This is a genomic window from Alteromonas sp. ABV2_168, from assembly GCF_056161165.1.
Window position 1 is genome coordinate 63006 of the sequence record NZ_JBSWYQ010000014.1, and the last position, 18573, is coordinate 81578.

The 18573-nt window shown below is 48.2% G+C and carries 15 protein-coding genes; 4 read left to right on the top strand and 11 right to left on the bottom strand.

Going from position 1 to position 18573, the window contains the following annotated elements; translation table 11 throughout:
* Positions 1 to 2: 2 nt before the first annotated feature.
* From ACXAH4_RS18425 to ACXAH4_RS18435, 3 genes are read right to left on the bottom strand one after another with little or no spacing between them, the layout of a single operon-like run.
* Positions 3 to 149 (bottom strand): DUF2256 domain-containing protein, encoded by a 147-nt coding sequence (locus ACXAH4_RS18425; RefSeq protein ID WP_119501371.1) that lies wholly within the window; start codon positions 147 to 149, stop codon positions 3 to 5.
* Positions 136 to 1677, bottom strand: a complete 1542-nt coding sequence (locus tag ACXAH4_RS18430; RefSeq protein ID WP_474882931.1) for a cryptochrome/photolyase family protein — start codon at positions 1675 to 1677, stop codon at positions 136 to 138. Before ACXAH4_RS18430 ends, ACXAH4_RS18425 begins: the two co-directional genes overlap by 14 nt.
* Positions 1678 to 1679: 2 nt before the next feature.
* Positions 1680 to 3104 (bottom strand): cryptochrome/photolyase family protein, encoded by a 1425-nt coding sequence (locus ACXAH4_RS18435; protein WP_474882933.1) that lies wholly within the window; start codon positions 3102 to 3104, stop codon positions 1680 to 1682.
* A gap of 87 nt (positions 3105 to 3191) precedes the next feature.
* On the opposite strand from ACXAH4_RS18435, the gene ACXAH4_RS18440 reads away from it, so the two are divergent.
* From ACXAH4_RS18440 to ACXAH4_RS18450, 3 genes are read left to right on the top strand one after another with little or no spacing between them, the layout of a single operon-like run.
* Positions 3192 to 4490: a DASH family cryptochrome gene (locus tag ACXAH4_RS18440; RefSeq protein WP_474882935.1), complete on the top strand. Its 1299-nt coding sequence runs from the start codon at positions 3192 to 3194 to the stop codon at positions 4488 to 4490.
* Entirely contained in the window at positions 4478 to 4753 is a 276-nt protein-coding gene (locus tag ACXAH4_RS18445; RefSeq protein ID WP_474882937.1) for a deoxyribodipyrimidine photo-lyase, read from the top strand. Before ACXAH4_RS18440 ends, ACXAH4_RS18445 begins: the two co-directional genes overlap by 13 nt.
* Positions 4710 to 4973 (top strand): FAD-binding domain-containing protein, encoded by a 264-nt coding sequence (locus tag ACXAH4_RS18450; RefSeq protein ID WP_474882939.1) that lies wholly within the window; start codon positions 4710 to 4712, stop codon positions 4971 to 4973. The genes ACXAH4_RS18445 and ACXAH4_RS18450 overlap by 44 nt, the downstream gene beginning before the upstream one ends.
* 83 nt (positions 4974 to 5056) lie before the next feature.
* Here the strand turns inward: ACXAH4_RS18450 and ACXAH4_RS18455 are convergent, their stop codons facing one another.
* Positions 5057 to 5317, bottom strand: a complete 261-nt coding sequence (locus ACXAH4_RS18455) for a hypothetical protein (RefSeq protein ID WP_119501366.1) — start codon at positions 5315 to 5317, stop codon at positions 5057 to 5059.
* A 131-nt stretch (positions 5318 to 5448) separates the two neighbouring features.
* On the opposite strand from ACXAH4_RS18455, the gene fabA reads away from it, so the two are divergent.
* Entirely contained in the window at positions 5449 to 5967 is a 519-nt protein-coding gene (gene fabA, locus ACXAH4_RS18460) for a 3-hydroxyacyl-[acyl-carrier-protein] dehydratase FabA (RefSeq protein ID WP_119501365.1), read from the top strand.
* Positions 5968 to 6027: 60 nt separating this feature from the next.
* Here fabA and rmf read toward each other — a convergent pair whose 3' ends face one another.
* The 7 genes from rmf to ACXAH4_RS18495 all read right to left on the bottom strand — a co-directional run bounded on the left by rmf (position 6028) and on the right by ACXAH4_RS18495 (position 18552).
* A complete protein-coding gene (gene rmf / locus ACXAH4_RS18465; RefSeq protein ID WP_070124638.1) occupies positions 6028 to 6204 on the bottom strand; it encodes a ribosome modulation factor in 177 nt (58 codons plus the stop codon).
* Between the two features lie 345 nt (positions 6205 to 6549).
* On the bottom strand, positions 6550 to 8310 hold the full coding sequence (locus ACXAH4_RS18470) for a DUF3466 family protein (RefSeq protein ID WP_474844192.1): 1761 nt from the start codon (positions 8308 to 8310) through the stop codon (positions 6550 to 6552).
* Between the two features lie 12 nt (positions 8311 to 8322).
* Positions 8323 to 10248 carry an ATP-binding cassette ATPase Uup gene (gene uup, locus ACXAH4_RS18475; protein WP_474851572.1) on the bottom strand — a complete coding sequence of 642 codons (1926 nt, stop codon included), beginning with the start codon at positions 10246 to 10248 and terminating at the stop codon, positions 8323 to 8325.
* A complete protein-coding gene (locus ACXAH4_RS18480) occupies positions 10245 to 10478 on the bottom strand; it encodes a glutaredoxin family protein (RefSeq protein ID WP_119503391.1) in 234 nt (77 codons plus the stop codon). Before ACXAH4_RS18480 ends, uup begins: the two co-directional genes overlap by 4 nt.
* A complete protein-coding gene (gene rlmKL, locus ACXAH4_RS18485; RefSeq protein WP_474882940.1) occupies positions 10475 to 12574 on the bottom strand; it encodes a bifunctional 23S rRNA (guanine(2069)-N(7))-methyltransferase RlmK/23S rRNA (guanine(2445)-N(2))-methyltransferase RlmL in 2100 nt (699 codons plus the stop codon). The genes ACXAH4_RS18480 and rlmKL overlap by 4 nt, the downstream gene beginning before the upstream one ends.
* A gap of 69 nt (positions 12575 to 12643) precedes the next feature.
* Positions 12644 to 13651, bottom strand: a complete 1008-nt coding sequence (gene pyrD, locus ACXAH4_RS18490) for a quinone-dependent dihydroorotate dehydrogenase (protein ID WP_119501362.1) — start codon at positions 13649 to 13651, stop codon at positions 12644 to 12646.
* A 62-nt stretch (positions 13652 to 13713) separates the two neighbouring features.
* The gene (locus tag ACXAH4_RS18495) at positions 13714 to 18552 is read right to left on the bottom strand and encodes an NAD-glutamate dehydrogenase (protein WP_474882942.1); all 4839 of its coding nucleotides are present in this window, start codon (positions 18550 to 18552) and stop codon (positions 13714 to 13716) included.
* Between the last annotated feature and the right edge of the window lie 21 nt (positions 18553 to 18573).

Consider the following 18573-nt stretch of genomic DNA (forward strand, 5'->3'; position numbering starts at 1 on the left):
TATCAACGGTCGTGCCGGCTTTGTTTATTGCCGGCACATCTTTTAGAGCAATATTTTACCGCTTCCCAGTTCCGTTCCCACTTTTTGCGCCATGTAAATGGCCGCTGGCAAACCGGACACATCTTCTGCGGTAAATCAGACTTCTTCATTTTTACTCAGTTTTGTCAGAAAGCGTTGACCGTCATCCCGCATTGCCGCTATTTTCTCTTCCGCCATTCTGTCGTAGCTTTTATAGACAAGCGCCATTCTCGGGTTCTTCCGTAACTTGTCCTGATGGGCATCGAGAAAGCGCCAGTACAGGTAATTGAACGGACAGGCTCCTTCCCCGGTCTTTTTCGACACACTGTAACCACAATGCTTGCAGTAATCAGACATCTTATTAATGTAGCTGCCACTTGCTACATAAGGTTTGCTTGCGAGATTGCCGCCATCGGCGAATAAAATCATGCCGGACACATTAGGTAACTCTACCCACTCGTAGGCATCTGCGTACACCAGCAGATACCATTCCTGTACTTCAGCGGGTGATAACTCACACAATAATGAAAAATTACCTAACACCATCAAACGCTGAATATGGTGTGCGTAGGCATGTTTTTTAGTGTCAGTAATACACTGACGCAGACAATTCATATTGGTGTAGCCGTCCCAGAAAAAGTCGGGCAAGGTTCTTTTTGCATTGAAATAATTATCTGACTGTAACCCCGGCATGAAATGCCAGTAAAACCCCCGCACAAATTCACGCCAGCCAATGATCTGCCTTATGAAGCCTTCTACGGAATTCAGTGGTGCTTCACCGGCATGCCAGGCGGCTTCTGCCTGCTGAACCACCTCCCGGGGACTCAGCAAACCGCAATTGATGTAAAAGGACAGATGGGAGTGAAACAACCAGGGCATGTTGTGACGCATGGCGTCCTGATAGCGACCAAAGTCCGGTAGCCGTTCGTCAATAAAGCGGTTTAATACCTCAAGTGCGCCGGCACGATCGGTGGCATAATGAAAATCATCTAATTCACCGAAGTGATCACCGAACTCTTTTTCAACCAGACTGATCACGTCCCGGGTTATCACATCGGGTTCAAATTTTACCGGTGATGGCGGAGTGACACTGGCGGGCATGGACTCACGGTTTTTCGCATCGTAGTTCCAGTCTCCCCCCGCCGGCGCACCATTTTCCATAAGAATGCCGGTTTCTTTGCGCATTTCCCGGTACCAGAATTCCATACGAAGGGTTTTCCGTCCTTCAGCCCATTCAGCAAACCTGGCTTTACTGGCGTAGAACCGTTCGTCGGGTAACAGCTCCACAGGCACACCGTGCTGACTTTCCCACTGCTGCATATTCTTCAGTAAACGGTATTCACCCGGTTCAGTTACAACGATATTATCAACATCGTGTTTGCTCACCAGCGCTTTTACTTCATTCAGCAAGCTCCCCTGATTGTCAGGGTCATCGTACTTCCTGTAGTGCACCTTAAAGCCGTCATCTTTCAGTTCTTCTGCGAAATGCCGCATAGCTGAAAATAAAAATGCAATCTTCTTTTTATGGTGCTTCACATATGTGGCTTCTTCTTTCACCTCTGCCATCAATAAAATATCGCGGGTTTTCACCGCGTCAGTGATCACCGGTAAAGTGGCGGTGAGCTGGTCGCCAAGTATCAATCGCAGAGTACAGCCCATGGTTACCCCTTAATTTCATTAAAGGCATCCAGTGCCCGTTGCCGTGACGCTTTTAAATCTACCAGAGGTTCAGGATATTGCTCTCCGAGCACGACACCAGCCTGTTTGAGTGTTGCCTTGTCCGCCTCCCAGGGCTTATGAATATATTTGTTGGGCAATTTTTTCAGTTCGGGACACCAGGTACGTACGTATTCGCCCTGCTTGTCGAATTTCTCCCCCTGCAACACCGGGTTAAACACCCGAAAATAGGGCGCAGCGTCGGCACCCGACCCCGCCACCCACTGCCATCCGGCGGTGTTATTCGCACCGTCAGCGTCAACCAGACAATCCCAGAACCAGGCTTCTCCCTCACGCCAGTCGGTAAGCAAGTTCTTCACCAGAAATGAGCCGGTTATCATCCGTACGCGGTTGTGCATATAGCCGGTATGCCATAATTCCCGCATGCCTGCATCGACAATAGGGATACCTGTGCGGCCCTTCTGCCACGCTTGCAGATCTTTCTGACTCCGGCGCCATGGAAACTTATCGAACTTCTCATTGAAGTTCTTATCGGGGAAATCAGGAAAATGATAAATAAGGTGGTGGGCAAATTCCCGCCATCCCAGTTCACTCAGATAGGTATCGATATTCTTATCATCACTGTTGCCAAAGGCATCCTTAATGGCATACCAGATTTGATTAGGAGATATTTCTCCGGCATGAAGATGCGGGCTGAGCAACGATGTGCCCTGCACTGCCGGAATATCCCGGTCAGTTTTATAATTCGCTGCCGCTTCGTCTATGAAGGTAGCAAGCCGGTCGGCTGCACCGTCTTCTCCCGGTGTCCACATTTTTTCAATGCCATCGTACCACTGAATATCAGGCATCAACCCGAGTTCATCAATTAACGTGCCTGCATTGTCCACGTCCGCGTAAGTGATTCTGGCTACCGGCGCCTGGGGAAAACGTGGCTCAGCGGCCTGTAAGCATCCTTTACGGTAAAACGGCGTAAATACCTTATAGGGTGATCCTGATTTATTCTCAATGTCCCAGGGCTCCCACAACAACGAACCATTGAAACTCTTCACCGTTATGCCGTCATCTTTCAGAGCCTGCTTCAATTTTTTGTCTCTGGCCACATGCCAGGGCTCATACAACCGGTTCCAGAAGATATGCTGCACATCGAACCGTGTCATGAGTTCAGGAATGAGTTCTGCCGGATCGCCGCTGAATACCTTCAGATGACCGTTAAGACGATCATTAAGGGAGTTTAATGATTGATGTAACCACCATTTAGTTACACTACCGGGAAGTCGTTTTTCCGGTACAGACGTATCTGCAATATATACTGGGATAATTTTTCCAAGGTCGCAGGCGGCGTTAAGCGCGGGATTATCTTTCACGCGCAAGTCCTGGCGGAACCACATAATGCTGACGGGTACCGGCACGTTGTTATCCTTTTTATTCAGAATGATGCAATAGATACGGCATTGTAATAAATCTGATTACAAACGGGTGAAAATTAAGGTTTTGTAATGAAAACATCGCACTATACAAAAAGCAGTTATCCGGCCCGTGTGAAGGGCATTTTCTGGTTCCGTCAGGATTTACGGCTTGACGATATGCCGGCACTGGAAGAGATGTGTCAGAACGTCACGGAGTTGCTGCTGGTGTATGTCAGAGATAGCCGGCTGTCAGAAACCACACCTTTCGGCACACAACGCACCGGCGCAATCAGGGAACAGTTTATCGCTGAATGTCTGGATGAACTGGATGATGCCCTGGTACCTCTTGGCCAGAGGTTACTTATCCTTGAAGGTAACCCGGCTGTTATCATTGCAGAACTGATAAAAAAATACGATGTAAGCTGGCTTGGCGCACATGTGAATCCGGGTTTTTACGAATTGCAGGACTGGCAACATGTGGTTGATGCTTGTGACGGTATTAATACGGTGTATAAAGATGCCGCATCCCTGTTTAATCAGTCTTCGCTCCCCTTTTCTCTTAACGAAATGCCCGGGCAATTTACACAATTCCGCAAGCAAACAGAGAGGAACACAATACCGGAGTTACCATTAGATCCTCCGGTATCATACCCACCGCCCTTCGCCACCGAAGTGCAATCTGTGACGGCTGTACATGAGAAAAGCAAAACACCTCCTCTTTTTCGTGGCGGAGAAAATGCTGCGCTGGAACGGCTGAATGTGTATTTATTCAAACAACGGCATGTGCTGCGTTATAAAGAAACCAGAAATGCGCTGGATGACGAAACGGCCAGTACACGTTTCTCGCCATGGCTTGCGGCAGGCGCTTTGTCTCCCCGCCGGGTATATTTTGAGCTCAGGCGTTTTGAAGATGAAGTGGAAGCCAATGAGTCCACATACTGGGTTTATTTTGAATTATTGTGGCGGGAGTTTTTTCATTTTGCCCAGCTTAAGCCCGGCAAAGACTGGTATCTGCAAGCAGGACTGCGGGATGAAAAACGTCCCTGTCACTACGATGCGGACAAAATAATCCGTTGGCAACATGGAAGAACCGGCTACCCGATTGTTGATGCCTGCATGCGGCAACTGATGCAAACCGGTTTCATGTCTAACCGCGGCAGACAACTGGTTGCCAGTTGTCTGGTCCATGAGCTGGGACAAAACTGGCAATACGGGGCGGCCTGGTTTGAACAATGTCTGGTAGATTACGACCCCGGCAGTAACTGGGGTAACTGGCTCTACCTTGGAGGAGTGGGTCATGATCCCCGTGGTCACCGCCAGTTTGACCTTGAAAAGCAGACGAATATGTATGATCCGGACCGGACATTTATCAACAAATGGCTGAGCTGAAGCCCGATATTGCGGTGGGATGGCTCAAACGGGATTTGCGTCTGCGCGATCATGCCCCCCTGAAAGAAGCCGTCCGGAGCGGTTTGCCGGTGCTGTTAGTATTCTGTTTTGAGCCGGAACTCATGCAGGATCCGCACATGAGTGACAGACACTGGCGCTTCATCTGTCAGAGTATCACCGATATAAACGACCAGCTGACGGGATCTGCCGCAGATTCAGATGCAGGCCAGTATTACCGGTATACACACCGTCAGGTTATATAATCCTGCAACCCAGTCCGCCAGGCTCGATCCTGAAGCAGTGTTTATAAAAAAATGGGTAGCGGAAATAAAAAATCTGCCGGCAGCGCTGTGTCATAATCCGGCAGATATTCCGCCGCTGGAAGCAGCGATGCTGGATTTTGATATACAACGGGATTACATGCTGCCGGTGATTGATATCAGACAGCACAATAAACAAACCAGAGAGCGGCTGTGGTCTTGAAGAGGTGCTCAGAGAGTCAGCCCGGATCGTCAGAAAGCACACGACATCCGCGAGTCCTTCCCGGCGCTGGTTAAAATCCGGGGCTAGCGCTTCTGATCTTTAAGCCACTGATTCAAAAGACGGATTTGACCACACTTGTAGGCTGCATAGGTTATGCGTAACGCGTTGGACAGTACTTCACTGTCACTCCATCCGGTTTTATCGCTGATTTCTTTATAGCACTGCATGGCTTCGGGGCTGACATAGCCACGAACCATTTTTTTTCCTGCTGCTTTTTGTCTTTCGCGGAAACGACGCTGTTTTTCAGCATTGGCGGAAGGATTGGCTTTTTTCTTTTCAGTCATACCGTTGTCATCTCGTGGTTACGTGCACAGTGTAACATGTAAATTTTCACAATAAATGACTGTTCAGAGTTGTTTAGCGTACAAGTGTTCGCTAAATTACCACGCTGAAAATCTAACAACAAAGGGATATCATGTCCGACAAACAAAATAGTTTTAACCGTGAAGACTTGCTGGCCTGTAGCCGCGGTGAAATGTTCGGGCCGGGTAATAGTCAATTACCGGCTCCTAATATGCTGATGATGGACCGTATCAGTCATATCAGTGAAGAAGGCGGTGAGTACGATAAAGGCGAAATCATTGCCGAACTGGATATCACGCCTGATCTGTGGTTCTTTGACTGCCACTTCCCGGGTGACCCTGTAATGCCTGGCTGTCTGGGTCTGGATGCCATGTGGCAGCTGGTGGGTTTCTTCCTTGGCTGGAGCGGTGGTCCCGGTAAAGGTCGTGCTCTTGGCGTAGGTGAAGTGAAATTTACCGGTCAAATTCTGCCTACGGCTAAAAAGGTAACCTACCGCATCAACATGAAGCGTGTAGTTAAACGTAAACTGTTTATGGGTCTGGCTGATGGTCAGGTTGAAGTAGACGGCCGTGTTATTTATACCGCAAAAGATTTGAAAGTCGGTCTGTTCCAGGACACGTCTAAATTCTGATTTTTTTCAGGTATAAAAAAGCCCCGTTAAATCGGGGCTTACCTATACTGAAAGAGATGCTTAACGCACGTTGAATCCTAATTGTCTGTCTTCAACGGCTTCCCTCCAGCCTCCGAGCCATTGTGACCTGGCGTCAAAAGCCTGAAATGGACAGTTCTCCTTTGAACGACCGCTGATACCAGCTTGATACCCTTTTGCGTGTGCACGCGTCAATTTATCTCTTTTTTGTCGTTTCATTGATAAGCCTCTTTTGATTATTTAACTGTGCCGTGATTGACTATCGGGCTCTCCTGTCAGTATGGGTTGATGGTGCCTTCAAGTTTTTTCACGCACATATATGTGATAGTGCAGAGGCAGGCTTGGTTCAACTTAATTAAATTTTTTTTGGTATTGACAAATAGTAAGTTAATGAAAATTTGTCTAATTTAATGTTACATTTTTTTGTCATAAATATTACGTTTTTTAAAACGTCAAACTATATGTACAAAAAAACCGCACATTGGTGCGGTTTTTGATAGGCTCGCTGTACATATTTAGCACAGTTTACGTGCTATGCAGCGGCTAAACAGTGCTCATTTCACATTACTGTTTACGTCGTCTGAACGCGAGTAAGCCGCCTGTTAATAACAGCCACCATGGAGAAATTGCCGCACCTTTACGCTCGTAAGCCACATCGTCAATTTCATCTTCAGGAATGTCACAGGTCTCTACTTCACCGTTTTCCAGCGGCGTGAGTTTCACTGCAATAATGGTATCGTCGATGGGCGTTTCGCCTTCATCGTCAATCACTTCCACACCCGTTACATAACGTTCACCGGTACGGTAGCGGGCATTTGCAATAATCTCATTGCTGTCATTGATACCAATGGCGTCGACAATGGTGTATACACTGTCACAAGGTAACAGATCGTTCAGATCCGTCATTTCTTTCGCTTCAATGTCGTACATGAAGCCGTGGGTTTCACGGTTTGTATCAACAGTGGAGTCGTATTCTGACGAGCCAACCACAATGTTGTTATTGTTGATGCCTTTACCTTCTGCGCCGGCATTGGTAAAGAAGCCTTCCGGATAAAGAGCTTCACCTGTGTCCAGGTTGTAGACGAACACACGGTTACGGGCAGTATCATTAGGGGCACGTAGTACGTAACCTGTTACCCAGTTGTCATTGTTAATGGCAACTGCTTCAGACATGATATTTTCGTCACGGGGTAACATTTCGGTTGTTTCGCCTTCTGCATAACTCACTGCAACATTCAGGCGCTCATAGCTATAACCTGAAGGACGGCGGATGTAAGCAATTTCGTCAAGAGATGACGCACCTACAGCGATACCCTGATCATTAATATCCTGCGCCAGCGACCAGTATGCAGACTCATCATCGGCATCAGGTTCAAACACAAGCGGATACGTATCTGTAGTAATCGTGTTGCCGTTAGCATCTAACTGCCAGACAGTGGCACGGATGTGCACACCCGGCGTTGAACGGTCGCCCACGGCCGGTAAACGGAAGCCGTAGGTAGATGTATCTGAAGATGCGTCTACACGGATACTGCGGTAGCAATATTCCACAGGAATGTCACCACGGGTTTCTTCTTCTTCACAGGCTTCAATGGCGTCATCAATGCCTTCAATGTGGTCAACCATGCTGTTGCCCACAACCTGAAGATTGTTGTTAATGGCAAACGCCTGACTGAGGCCGTTTAACGTATCATCTTCAGAAGCCAGCAGTTTGGTTTCACCGTTTACACTGACAAAGGCCGTAGACTTGATGTCGTTAAGTACATAAGTGGTATCGTTGCCGTCTTCATCTTCATAATCCAGCTCGTAATACGGGCCTTCAGTTGAGCCGGTAACATAATCACCGTTCAGACTGTCACGTGCATAGGTTGTAACCGCATGGGCGTAATCATCAAACAGTTCCGACCACGCATCCAGACCGGGGATGAGATCGGCATCTGTCGTATCTGTGATATACGAGCGGTAAGGCGTCAGGTGCTGGTAAACAAAAGCATTCCGGGCAGTCGTGCTGTGAGACAGTAAACCGGTAACAATCGTGGTGTAATCCACATCTGAGAAAATGCCCTGTCTGACGTCGTCTTCACTTTCGAAAGTCGATGCATTGTTGTCGATAAATCCGGATTCTTCCAGAAAATCGAGGTCGATGGGTGGATTAAATTCTGCTGATGTCATCGTCACCGTGAAGCCGGACTCGTCGATAGACTGGGCAAAATTGTTAATACTGATATCCCTGACTGGTACAGGTGTGACTGTATAGGTGGCGGCCAGGGCAGAAGCTGACGCAGTGGTCATTGCCATGGCAGCGGCAAGCTGTGTTAATTTCATTTATAATCCTAATTACTGCTGAGTGTCTTCCAGCATGCTTTCCAGTTCATCCCAGCGCGCATATTTCCGGGATAGGGTTTCTTCTGTTTCTGATAACGTGGCCAGAGTTGCGGCTGTGCTGTCGGCAGTTTGTTTAAAAAACTCAGGATCATTCACTTGTTCCTGTAATTCTGCTAACGCGGTTTCCAGCGTTTCTATCTCTGCAGGCAGAGAATCCAGTTCACGTTGATCTTTATATGATAACTTTTTCGTCTTGCGTACTGAAGACTTTGGCTTAGGACTGTCAGAAACCGGTTTAGTTTCATCTTTTACCTTTGCCTCTGCAGTTTTCTGTGCTGCATTTTGCTTATACCAGCTCTCCACATCTGTGAAGCCGCCGATAAATTCTTTGAGCTCACCTTCGCCTTCAAACACCAGGCAACTGTTAGCGACGTTATCCACAAACTCACGGTCGTGGCTGACAAGTAATACCGTGCCTTCATATTCATTCAGCAGGGTTTCCAGCATTTCCAGCGTCTCAACGTCCAGGTCGTTGGTCGGTTCGTCGAGCACCAGTAAGTTACTGGGTTTCAGCATCAGCTTTGCCAGCATCAGACGGTTTTTCTCACCACCTGACAGAGATTTTACCGGGGCATTCACCCGCTCCGGGGTAAATAAATAGTCCTGCAGATAACTGATCACATGTCTGGGGTGGCCATTTACCATCAAATCACGCTTTCCGTCACCGACAGCGTCAATGACTGACTTCTCAAGTTCCAGGCCGTGGCGATGCTGATCAAAATACGCGACTTCCAGATTAACGCCCTGGCGGACGTTTCCGGATTGCGGAGCCAGTTCACCCAGCAACAACTTGATAAGAGTAGATTTGCCACTACCGTTCGGGCCGATGAGCGCTAATTTATCACCCCTTAACAGGTTTAGGGTAAGGTTTTTAACAATGGCTTTCTCGCCGTAGCTGTAACTGGCGTCAGTTACCTCGAACACCATTTTACCTGAGCGGGAACCGGCATGTTGTGCTACAACGGCATTGCCCTGGGTCTCGCGACGGGCTTTACGGGTTTCACGAAGCTTTTTAAGTGCCCTTACTCTGCCCTCATTACGGGTCCTGCGGGCTTTAATGCCCTGACGGATCCACACTTCTTCCTGAGCGAGTTTCTTATCAAACTCTGCATTCTGAGCAGCCTCGATATCCAGATCCTGCTGTTTCTTTTCCAGGTAGGTGGCATAGTTACCGGGGTAACTGGTCAGCGAACCGCGGTCGAGATCCACAATACGGGTTGCCATGTTGCGAATGAATGCACGATCGTGACTGATAAAAACGATTGCACCGCGGAACGCCGTTAAGCTTTGTTCCAGCCAGCGAATCATTTCAATATCAAGGTGATTAGTCGGCTCATCAAGAAGTAATAAGTCGGGCTGACGCACCAGCGCTCTGGCCAGTGCCGCTTTTCTTCTCCAGCCACCGGACAGCGTGGACAAAGACATGTCCGCATCCAGTTTCAGCATGGTAAGGGTTTGTTCTATTTGCTGCTCGAATTGCCAGGCATCACGGCTTTCGAGCGCTTCCTGCAGGTGTTGCAGTTTATTCAAGTTAGCTTCGGAAGGATCATCCGACACCTTACGGGTCTGATGAAAATACTGCTTAAGAATATCGCCCACATCGGCAAGCCCTTCGGCCACATAGTCAAACAGTGAGATATCAACAGTTTGCGGAGGATCCTGTTCGAGTCTCGCAACAATGGTTTTACTGTCGATAATACGCTGCCCGTCGTCAGCGATAATGTCTCCGGCCAGCACTTTCATAAGCGTGGATTTTCCACTGCCATTTCGTCCGACCAGGCAAACCCGTTCTCCGGGTTGAACCACTAATTCAACGCCATCCAGTAATGGCGGATTACCGTAGATAACGGTGATGTTTTTTAACTGAATTACACTCATGATAAAAAGGATTCTGCCTGTTCTACGTCAAAAGGCCAGCCGAGTTCGGCACCGGTATCCATGCGTTTGATCACAGGAATACGGACTGCATACAGATGATACAGGTTTGCGTCGTCGCGGATGTTACATTTTGTAATGTCCAGCAAAGGCGCCTGGTGAGTTTGTGCCAGCACGTCACTGGCAAGATCACATAAATGACAACCCGGTCCTGTATAAAACGCTAATTTCACTTCTTCAACGTCCAGCATTGATGAATATTTGCATGACGGGCGAAATCTTCCGGAATAGTCTTTGCGGAAATATCTTCTATGTCTTTATATCCGGCTCCGGCTAACGCATCAGTATCAAGTTTGAAGCCCCGGCGGTTATTCGAAAACACCACTTCACCGCCATCATTCAAACAACGGAACGCATCTTTCAGCAAAGCAACGTGGTCGCGCTGAACATCAAAGGTATCCTGCATACGTTTTGAATTTGAAAACGACGGCGGATCGATAAAAATAAAATCGTATTTGCCGGGGTGTGTTTTGAGCCACGTCGTACAATCAGCCTGAATAAAGGCATTGGCGCCTTTCACTTTATTCAGTGTCATGTTGTCTTTCGCCCAGTCCAGATAGGTTTTCGACATATCGACAGTAGTCACAGAACGGGCACCACCCAAAGCAGCATGCACAGAAACACTGCCAGTATATGAAAACAGGTTCAGCACATCTTTATTTTTCACCCGTTGTGACACCAGTTTACGGGTGTCACGGTGATCCAGAAATAATCCTGTATCAAGATAATCTGTCAGGTTAACCAGCAGTTTCGCACCGTTTTCATAAACAGTCAGCCGATCACCTTTCTGATCCATTTTTTCGTACTGGTTTTTACCCTTCTGCTGACTGCGCACTTTTAACGCAATTTGCTTCGGGTTTGTGCCGGTTACTGCCGGCAAATGCAACAGCACTTCCTGTAAGCGGCGACGTGCTTTGTCTTCAGAAATGGTTTTCGGTGGCGCATATTCCTGCACAACAAGCCAGTCACCATACACATCAATAGCCACATTGTAATCAGGCAAATCGGCGTCATAAATACGGTAACAGTTGGTGTCCTGTTGCTTTACCCAACTTTTCAGCTTTTTAAGATTCTTTTTCAGCCGGTTAGCAAATTCGTGATTCACTCCGTCTGAGCCAAATTGCCGGCAGTTGTCTTCGTCCATAACATAATTAACCAGCCGGCATTCCAGCTTACCGTTATTCATGCCGTAGTCTTTTGACGAGCGCAGTTTCATCATTCGCAATAAATCGCGGTTGCTGCTGAGCAGGGATACATGCCAGCCTGACCAGGCCGCTTTCAACTGCTTACCCAGTTCTGAAAAGGTCGGGATAAGGTCTGTAAGTTCGCCGAGCCGTTCGCCATAAGGCGGGTTACTCACCAGATAACCGGCTTCTTTAACCTGAGGTTCCGCTTTCAGCGCATCGCAGCTATCAAAATGAATGTCTTTAAATACACCGGCCTGATCGGCATTCGTCCGTGCAATATTGATGAGCTTACGGTCAATATCTGTAGCAGTAATACGAATATCACAGGGCTTTTGTGCTGCCAGAGCATCATCGTTAATCTTGTCCCACAGAGGCTGGTTATGTTGCAACCAGCGACTGAAGCCCCAGTAACTGCGTTTGATGCCGGGAGCAATATTTCTGGCAATGTACGCGGCTTCAATAGCGATGGTGCCCGAACCACAGAACAGATCCGTGAGCGGTTTATCTGTGTTTGATGTCCAGCCTGAGCGGATCAGCATCGCGCATGCCACGTGTTCTTTTAACGGTGCTTCACCGGTTTTCGAACGGTAAGCTCTCTGGTGAAGACTGTTTCCGGACATATCCAGACCGATGACCACATTGTCCCGGTGTACGCGGGCCCAGATAGGAAAATCTGAAAATTTCTTTTCTACAGACGGCCGTTGATCTAACTCTTCCATAAACTGATCAACAATAGCGTCTTTTATTCGCACAGCACCAAACTGAGAATTTTTAATGGCATGGTTGGTGCCGTTGAACTGTACACTCAACGTGTCACTGGCCCGCAGGTGTTGCTGCCAGTCAACGGATGAAGCGGTATCGTATAAAGATTCTGCTGAGTCACACTTTCCTTCGGCCAGCACCCAGATAACACGGTTCGCCAGCCTGGACCATAAACAAACGGTATAGGCCTGTTCAAGGGTGCCGGTAAACGTTACTGTGCCGGGCGATAAGCGACAATCAGTATCAGGACAAAGCGCTTCAATTTCAGCTTTTAACAGCTCATCCAGACCACGGCTGGTTGTAACAATAATTTGATTCATAACACTCATAGAAACTGCACACGTTCTGCACCCGCGCAGTGATTAAAAATAATCGAAGTAAAAGGGCTTTTACAGCGCCTTTACGATGTTTTTCACTAGTGACGGCCCCTGATAGATAAACGCCGAATATACCTGTACCAGTGAAGCGCCGGCGGCGAGCCGGTCTTTTGCAGTCTGCGCGTCATGAATACCGCCCACGCCGATGATTGGAATTGCACGATCCAGTGCAGCAGACAATTTGCGTGTCACATCCAGACTCATTTCCGTCAGAACATCGCCACTTAAACCGCCGGCTTCATCAGCGTGTTTCAGTCCCTGAACACTGTCACGGCTTAGCGTGGTATTTGTAGCAATCACTCCGTCCATTTTACTGTTGATCAGTGAACGGGCGATGCTTTCAATTTCATTATCCGCCAGATCCGGCGCGATTTTGATGAACAGGGGCACATATTTACCATGTGACTGACACAGCTTTTCCTGTGCATCTTTCAGACCGTTAAGCAGTTTATCCAGTGCTTCACCATACTGAAGATTACGCAGTCCAGGCGTATTGGGAGATGAAATATTCACTGTCACGTAGCTGGCGTAAGGATACACTTTGTTCAGACAAATGAGGTAATCATCAATGGCATTAGCTTCTTCGGTATCTTTGTTTTTACCGATGTTAATTCCCACCGGCCCTTCGAAACGGGACGCTTTTACCTGACTGACCAGATGATCCACACCGTGGTTATTAAAACCCATGCGGTTAATGATAGCGTGCTTTTCAGGCAGACGGAAAATACGGGGCTTGGGGTTACCCGGTTGGGGACGGGGGGTTACTGTACCGACTTCTACGAATCCGAAGCCCATGCTGCCAAAGGCATCAATACATTCGCCGTTTTTATCCAGACCGGCAGCCAGACCTACCGCATTTGGAAATGTGATCCCGGCAACTTTTACCGGCTTACTGATAGTTTCATTACTGTACAGTAATTTCAGCGGCGTATGCTGGGTTCTGTGCAGCCACTTGATGGCAAAATCGTGGCTTTTTTCGGGCTCGCACTGGAGCAAAATTTTCTGGGCGATGGATTGCATGGTCTTTCTCTAAGAAAAAGCCCTGTCAAAACAGGGCTTCGTCGTTTCTGAATAGGCGTATTCTAATGGCTAGACTTGGCGCTTAAAAGCATCAATTCACGTAAAGCCACAGAAAATTTCGCAAATTCATGTGTAGAGCTGGTTTTGAACTCTGACATCATGTGATACCAGCGTTTCAGCAGAGCCTGATTATTGTCCATCCAGCTTTGCAGAATTTCGTCGGCATCTTTGCTGTCAGGACGCGACTGTAACAAGTTCAGCGTAATGGAGCGCTGTTGCCAGTCAAGCTCTTCACGGTAGGATGCTCTTGCCAGGGCCTGCCAGTGGTTACTGACGTTCTGGTTGGTAATTTGCGCCAGGAACCAGTGCAGTTCAAGTTTCGCGCCCAACTGGAAGTACAGCTTGGCAATGACAGACGTATCATGGCTGTCTGTTTCATCAATTTGCGCCAGGTCGAGACTGGAGAACAGATTCGAGAAACTGGACACTTGTGTGGCAATATCTTCCGGTACACCTTTATCAACCAGTTTCGCCGCCTCTTTCTGCAAGGAAGCATATTCATCAGCGACCAGATAATTTTGCATGTTACTGGCAAGGTTATCAAAGGTACCGCGGTAAGCTTCAATCGCAGAATGAATACCCAGAGATTTATTGCCGTGACGGATATACCAGCGCGCAGTGCGGCGCATAATACGACGGGCACTCTCCAGAATTCTCAGTTGCAGATCAGCGTCGATGACATTGTCCAGCGCTTCAACTTTGCGCCAGAGCGGATCGATATTGAAAATACCTTTCACCACCGCGTAAGCATCAGCAATTTCATCCACCGTTGCACCGGTCTCTTCCTGCATACGGAACACGAAATTCAGGCCCATATCGTTGACAATGTTATTGGTCAACTTAGTTGCGATAATTTCGCCACGTAGCGGATGCTGCTCCATCTGCTCAGGATACTTGTCACGCAGTACCGGCGGGAAAGCATTGACCAGCAGTTTACCATGATACGGATTCTCCGTGATCTCCGGAATATTAAACGCGTCTTTGAGTACCATTTTGCCGTAAGCAATCAGCACACTCAGTTCCGGACGGGTAAGTCCCCGGTCTTTCGCCACGCGGTCTGAAATTTCATCATCGGTAGGAATAAATTCCAGTTCGCGGTTAAGACGTCCATCACGCTCCAGACCATGGATGAACCGCAGCTGCTCTTTAAGTTGCGACACGCCTGCCCGTTCTGTAATGGAAATCGACTGGGTCTGACGATAGCAATCTTCCAGCACGATTTTGGCCACATCATCGGTCATGTCGTAAAGCAGTTTGTTTCGCTGTTTAACGGTTAAATCACCATTACTCACCAGACTGTTAAGCAAAATTTTAATGTTAACTTCATTGTCTGAACAGTCCACACCGCCCACGTTATCAATAAAGTCGGTATTCACGCGGCCGCCGTTTGCGGCATATTCCACACGACCAAGCTGCGTCAGACCCAGGTTACCGCCCTCGCCTACAATTTTCGCCTTAACGTCTTTACCGTTAACACGTAAATCATCATTGGCACGGTCACCCACTTCAGCATGAGACTCTTTAGTACTCTTAATATAAGTACCGATACCACCGTTCCAGATCAAATCGACAGGCATTTTGAGAATATTATGAATAAGCTCGTTCGGCGTCATCGTGACCTGACGGGTACCCAGCCATTTTTTCATTTCCGGAGTAAGCTTAATAGACTTACTCGCACGGCTGAAAATACCACCGCCTTTAGAAATCAGTTTACTGTCATAGTCTTCCCAGCTTAATCCCGGGTTTTCAAACAGGCGCTTACGCTCTTCCCAGGTGGAAGCTGCATCCGGATCAGGATCAAAGAAAATGTGCAGGTGGTTAAACGCAGCAATTAACCGGGTGTGTTTTGACAGCAACATACCGTTACCGAATACATCACCGGCCATATCACCTACACCCACTGCGGTGAAATCTCTCGTCTGACAGTCGATACCCACTTCACGGAAATGGCGTTTAACCGATTCCCATGCACCACGGGCCGTAATCCCCATTTTCTTATGGTCGTAGCCCACACTGCCGCCGGAAGCAAAAGCGTCACCCAGCCAGAAGTTATATTCTTCAGAAATGCCGTTTGCGATGTCTGAGAACGTGGCCGTGCCTTTATCAGCGGCAACAACCAGATACGGGTCGTCTTCGTCGAGGCGTACCACATCTTTTGGTGGCACAACTTCGCCGTTTACAATGTTATCTGTGATGTCCAGCAGGCTGCGGATAAACGTACGGTAGCACGCCTGACCTTCTGCCTGGAATGCCGCTCTTCCGCCTGTTGTTGGCAGTTTTTTGCAGACAAAACCACCTTTTGCGCCCACAGGCACAATAACGGTATTTTTAACTTGCTGGGCCTTCACCAAACCAAGGATCTCAGTACGGAAATCTTCCTGACGGTCAGACCAACGCAGACCACCCCGCGCCACTTTGCCGCCCCGTAAATGCACACCTTCCATACGGGGGCTGTACACAAAGATTTCAAATTTAGGCAATGGCAGCGGCATTTCCGGAATCATTTCCGGCATCAGCTTGAACGATACATACGGCTTTTCGTTGCCGGCATCGTCGCTCTGATAGAAGTTGGTGCGGAGTGTCGCCAGCATCATATCCAGATAACGACGGATGATCCGGTCGTCGTCCAGGTTGCTGACGTTATCCAGCGCTACTTTGATTGAATCAAGCAGCGCTTCTTCTTTTTTCTTACTGCGCTTTTTAAACGGGTCGAAACGTAAGTCGAAAAACTCCACCAGTTTCTTGGCAATGTCAGGATAGGCAGACAGCGTATTGGCAATGTAATCGCGGCTGAAAGAGCTGCCTGTCTGACGCATATATTTTGCGTAGGCACGAAGAATGGTTACTTTACGACCGGTCATGCCGGCACCCAGGATCAGGCGGTTAAAGGCATCATCTTCCAGTGTGTTTGCCCACACTTTGGCAAACGCATCCTGAAACAACGCCTGCGCCTGCTCCATGTCCAGGTCTTTACCGGACTTATGAAGCATGGTGAAGTCCATTACCCAGTTCAGCGACGAATCGGCGCAATTGACTTTGTACGGACTTTCATCAATAACGCGCAAGCCGAAGTTTTCCAGCATAGGTAACACGTCAGACAGGTGAATAGGCTCTGCACGGTGGAACAGTTTCAGTTTCACAACCTGACTGTCAGCACTTTCTTCCTGCGGACGGTAAAACAACATATCCAGCGTATGGTCATCACTCAGCAATTCGAGTTTTTCCATATCAATCAGGGCAGCGCTGGGCAGGTTCTGTTCCATATAACTGCGGGAAAAAGCATTGGTATACTTGCGTTCCAGTGCTTTACCTGATGCTTCACCATGGGCTGCCTTTATGGCAGATGCCAGACGGTCATTCCAGGTTTTGGTGAGCTCAATGATGTTTTGCTCGATTTCCTTCACATCGTATTCCACATTGTTGTTTTTGACGCGGGCGATATAGTGCGTTCTGGCGTACACAGATTCAGAGAAGAACGTCGTAAATTCGATTTCTTCTTCAGTGCCAAATGAGCGCTGCAGCAAGTTCTGGGTATCTTTACGCAACTGGGTGTTGTAGCGCTCTCTGGGCACAAACACCATACAGGAAATAAAGCGGCCAAATACATCCTTGCGAACGAACAACCGGGTAATGCCCCGCTCCTGCATCTGGAAGATACCCATAATGATTTGGGCCATTTCCGCAGCAGGAGTTTGCAACAACTCATCCCGTGGATAAGTTTCAATAATGTTCACGAACGCTTTGTACGCGTGGGTACCCGGCTCATAGCCGGATAACGTACAGATTTCTTTAATTTTTGACGCCAGCACCGGCACTTCAGTGGCACTTGAGTTATAGAAAGAAGCACTGAACAGACCGAGGAAACGGTGTTCACCGACAACAGCACCATCGCTGTTAAAAACCTTCACACCCACATAATCCATATAGGCAGGACGATGTACCCGTGAGCGTGAATTGGTTTTAGTCAGCATCAGCGGATTCTGACTCAGGGCTTCAGCCCGCGCAGACGACGGTAAATTAGAAATCAGACGCTCACGATCGCTGACAGACTTTTTCATCAGCCCCAGGCTGCTGTCATTATCAGGGATCCAGCGGTAATCACCTTCAATGGCACGGGCGTCGTAATAACGGTAGCCCATCATGGTGAAATTATGATCAGCCAGCCAGCTTAAAAACTGCAGAGTCTGGGCTTTCTTATCGGCATCTACCGGCCAGTTGTGTTTGTCAGCATCTTTAATAACGGTTGCCAGCTTGCCCGACATGGACTGCCAGTCTTCAACCGCAAGGGAGACTTCATCAACCACTGAACGAAGCTCTTTGGTAAGTTTATCAATGTCTTTTTTCGCGGTCTGTCTGTCGATTTCAATCAGCAGCACGGTTTCTTTAACTGCCGCTTTGGTTTTCTTGCCGCTTTCGTAAAAAGCTTCCACCTGCCCTTTATCGCCACGTTTCAGCCAGATGGGGCTGTGCAACATGAGATGAGAAGTAATATTCAGGCGGTTCAGCGACATGCGCACGGAATCAACCAGAAACGGCATGTCCCGCACGATAATTTCAACGATGGTATGGCTTGAATGCCATCCATGTTTGGCGATTTCAGGATTGAAAACCCGGATATACGGTGACGACGGATCGAACGAGGAGAACTCGTTCCACAAACTTAATGTTGCCCCGTAGAGGTCGCTGTCGTTGCGATCTTCCAGGTCATCATTAGAAATTGTCTGGAAAAGATGTTGGCCGAATTGTTTAACCAGCGCATTTTGCTGCGCATCGACTTTCTTTTCGATGAGTGAGAAAACATTATCAAGCAGCACCGACTGCCGCTGTGAGGTGACTGTCATGGTTTAACCTTTATTAGTCGT

Bases quoted from the DNA above. Each gene is read 5' to 3' on its own strand.
- rlmKL (WP_474882940.1), bottom strand. From the start codon at position 12,574: ATGAATCAAATTATTGTTACAACCAGCCGTGGTCTGGATGAGCTGTTA.
- rmf (WP_070124638.1), bottom strand. From the start codon at position 6,204: ATGAAACGACAAAAAAGAGATAAATTGACGCGTGCACACGCAAAAGGG.
- pyrD (WP_119501362.1), bottom strand. From the start codon at position 13,651: ATGCAATCCATCGCCCAGAAAATTTTGCTCCAGTGCGAGCCCGAAAAA.
- ACXAH4_RS18445 (WP_474882937.1), top strand. From the start codon at position 4,478: ATGGCTGAGCTGAAGCCCGATATTGCGGTGGGATGGCTCAAACGGGAT.
- fabA (WP_119501365.1), top strand. From the start codon at position 5,449: ATGTCCGACAAACAAAATAGTTTTAACCGTGAAGACTTGCTGGCCTGT.
- ACXAH4_RS18440 (WP_474882935.1), top strand. From the start codon at position 3,192: ATGAAAACATCGCACTATACAAAAAGCAGTTATCCGGCCCGTGTGAAG.
- ACXAH4_RS18450 (WP_474882939.1), top strand. From the start codon at position 4,710: ATGCAGGCCAGTATTACCGGTATACACACCGTCAGGTTATATAATCCT.
- ACXAH4_RS18425 (WP_119501371.1), bottom strand. From the start codon at position 149: ATGAAGAAGTCTGATTTACCGCAGAAGATGTGTCCGGTTTGCCAGCGG.
- ACXAH4_RS18495 (WP_474882942.1), bottom strand. From the start codon at position 18,552: ATGACAGTCACCTCACAGCGGCAGTCGGTGCTGCTTGATAATGTTTTC.
- ACXAH4_RS18470 (WP_474844192.1), bottom strand. From the start codon at position 8,310: ATGAAATTAACACAGCTTGCCGCTGCCATGGCAATGACCACTGCGTCA.
- ACXAH4_RS18430 (WP_474882931.1), bottom strand. From the start codon at position 1,677: ATGGGCTGTACTCTGCGATTGATACTTGGCGACCAGCTCACCGCCACT.
- uup (WP_474851572.1), bottom strand. From the start codon at position 10,248: ATGAGTGTAATTCAGTTAAAAAACATCACCGTTATCTACGGTAATCCG.
- ACXAH4_RS18455 (WP_119501366.1), bottom strand. From the start codon at position 5,317: ATGACTGAAAAGAAAAAAGCCAATCCTTCCGCCAATGCTGAAAAACAG.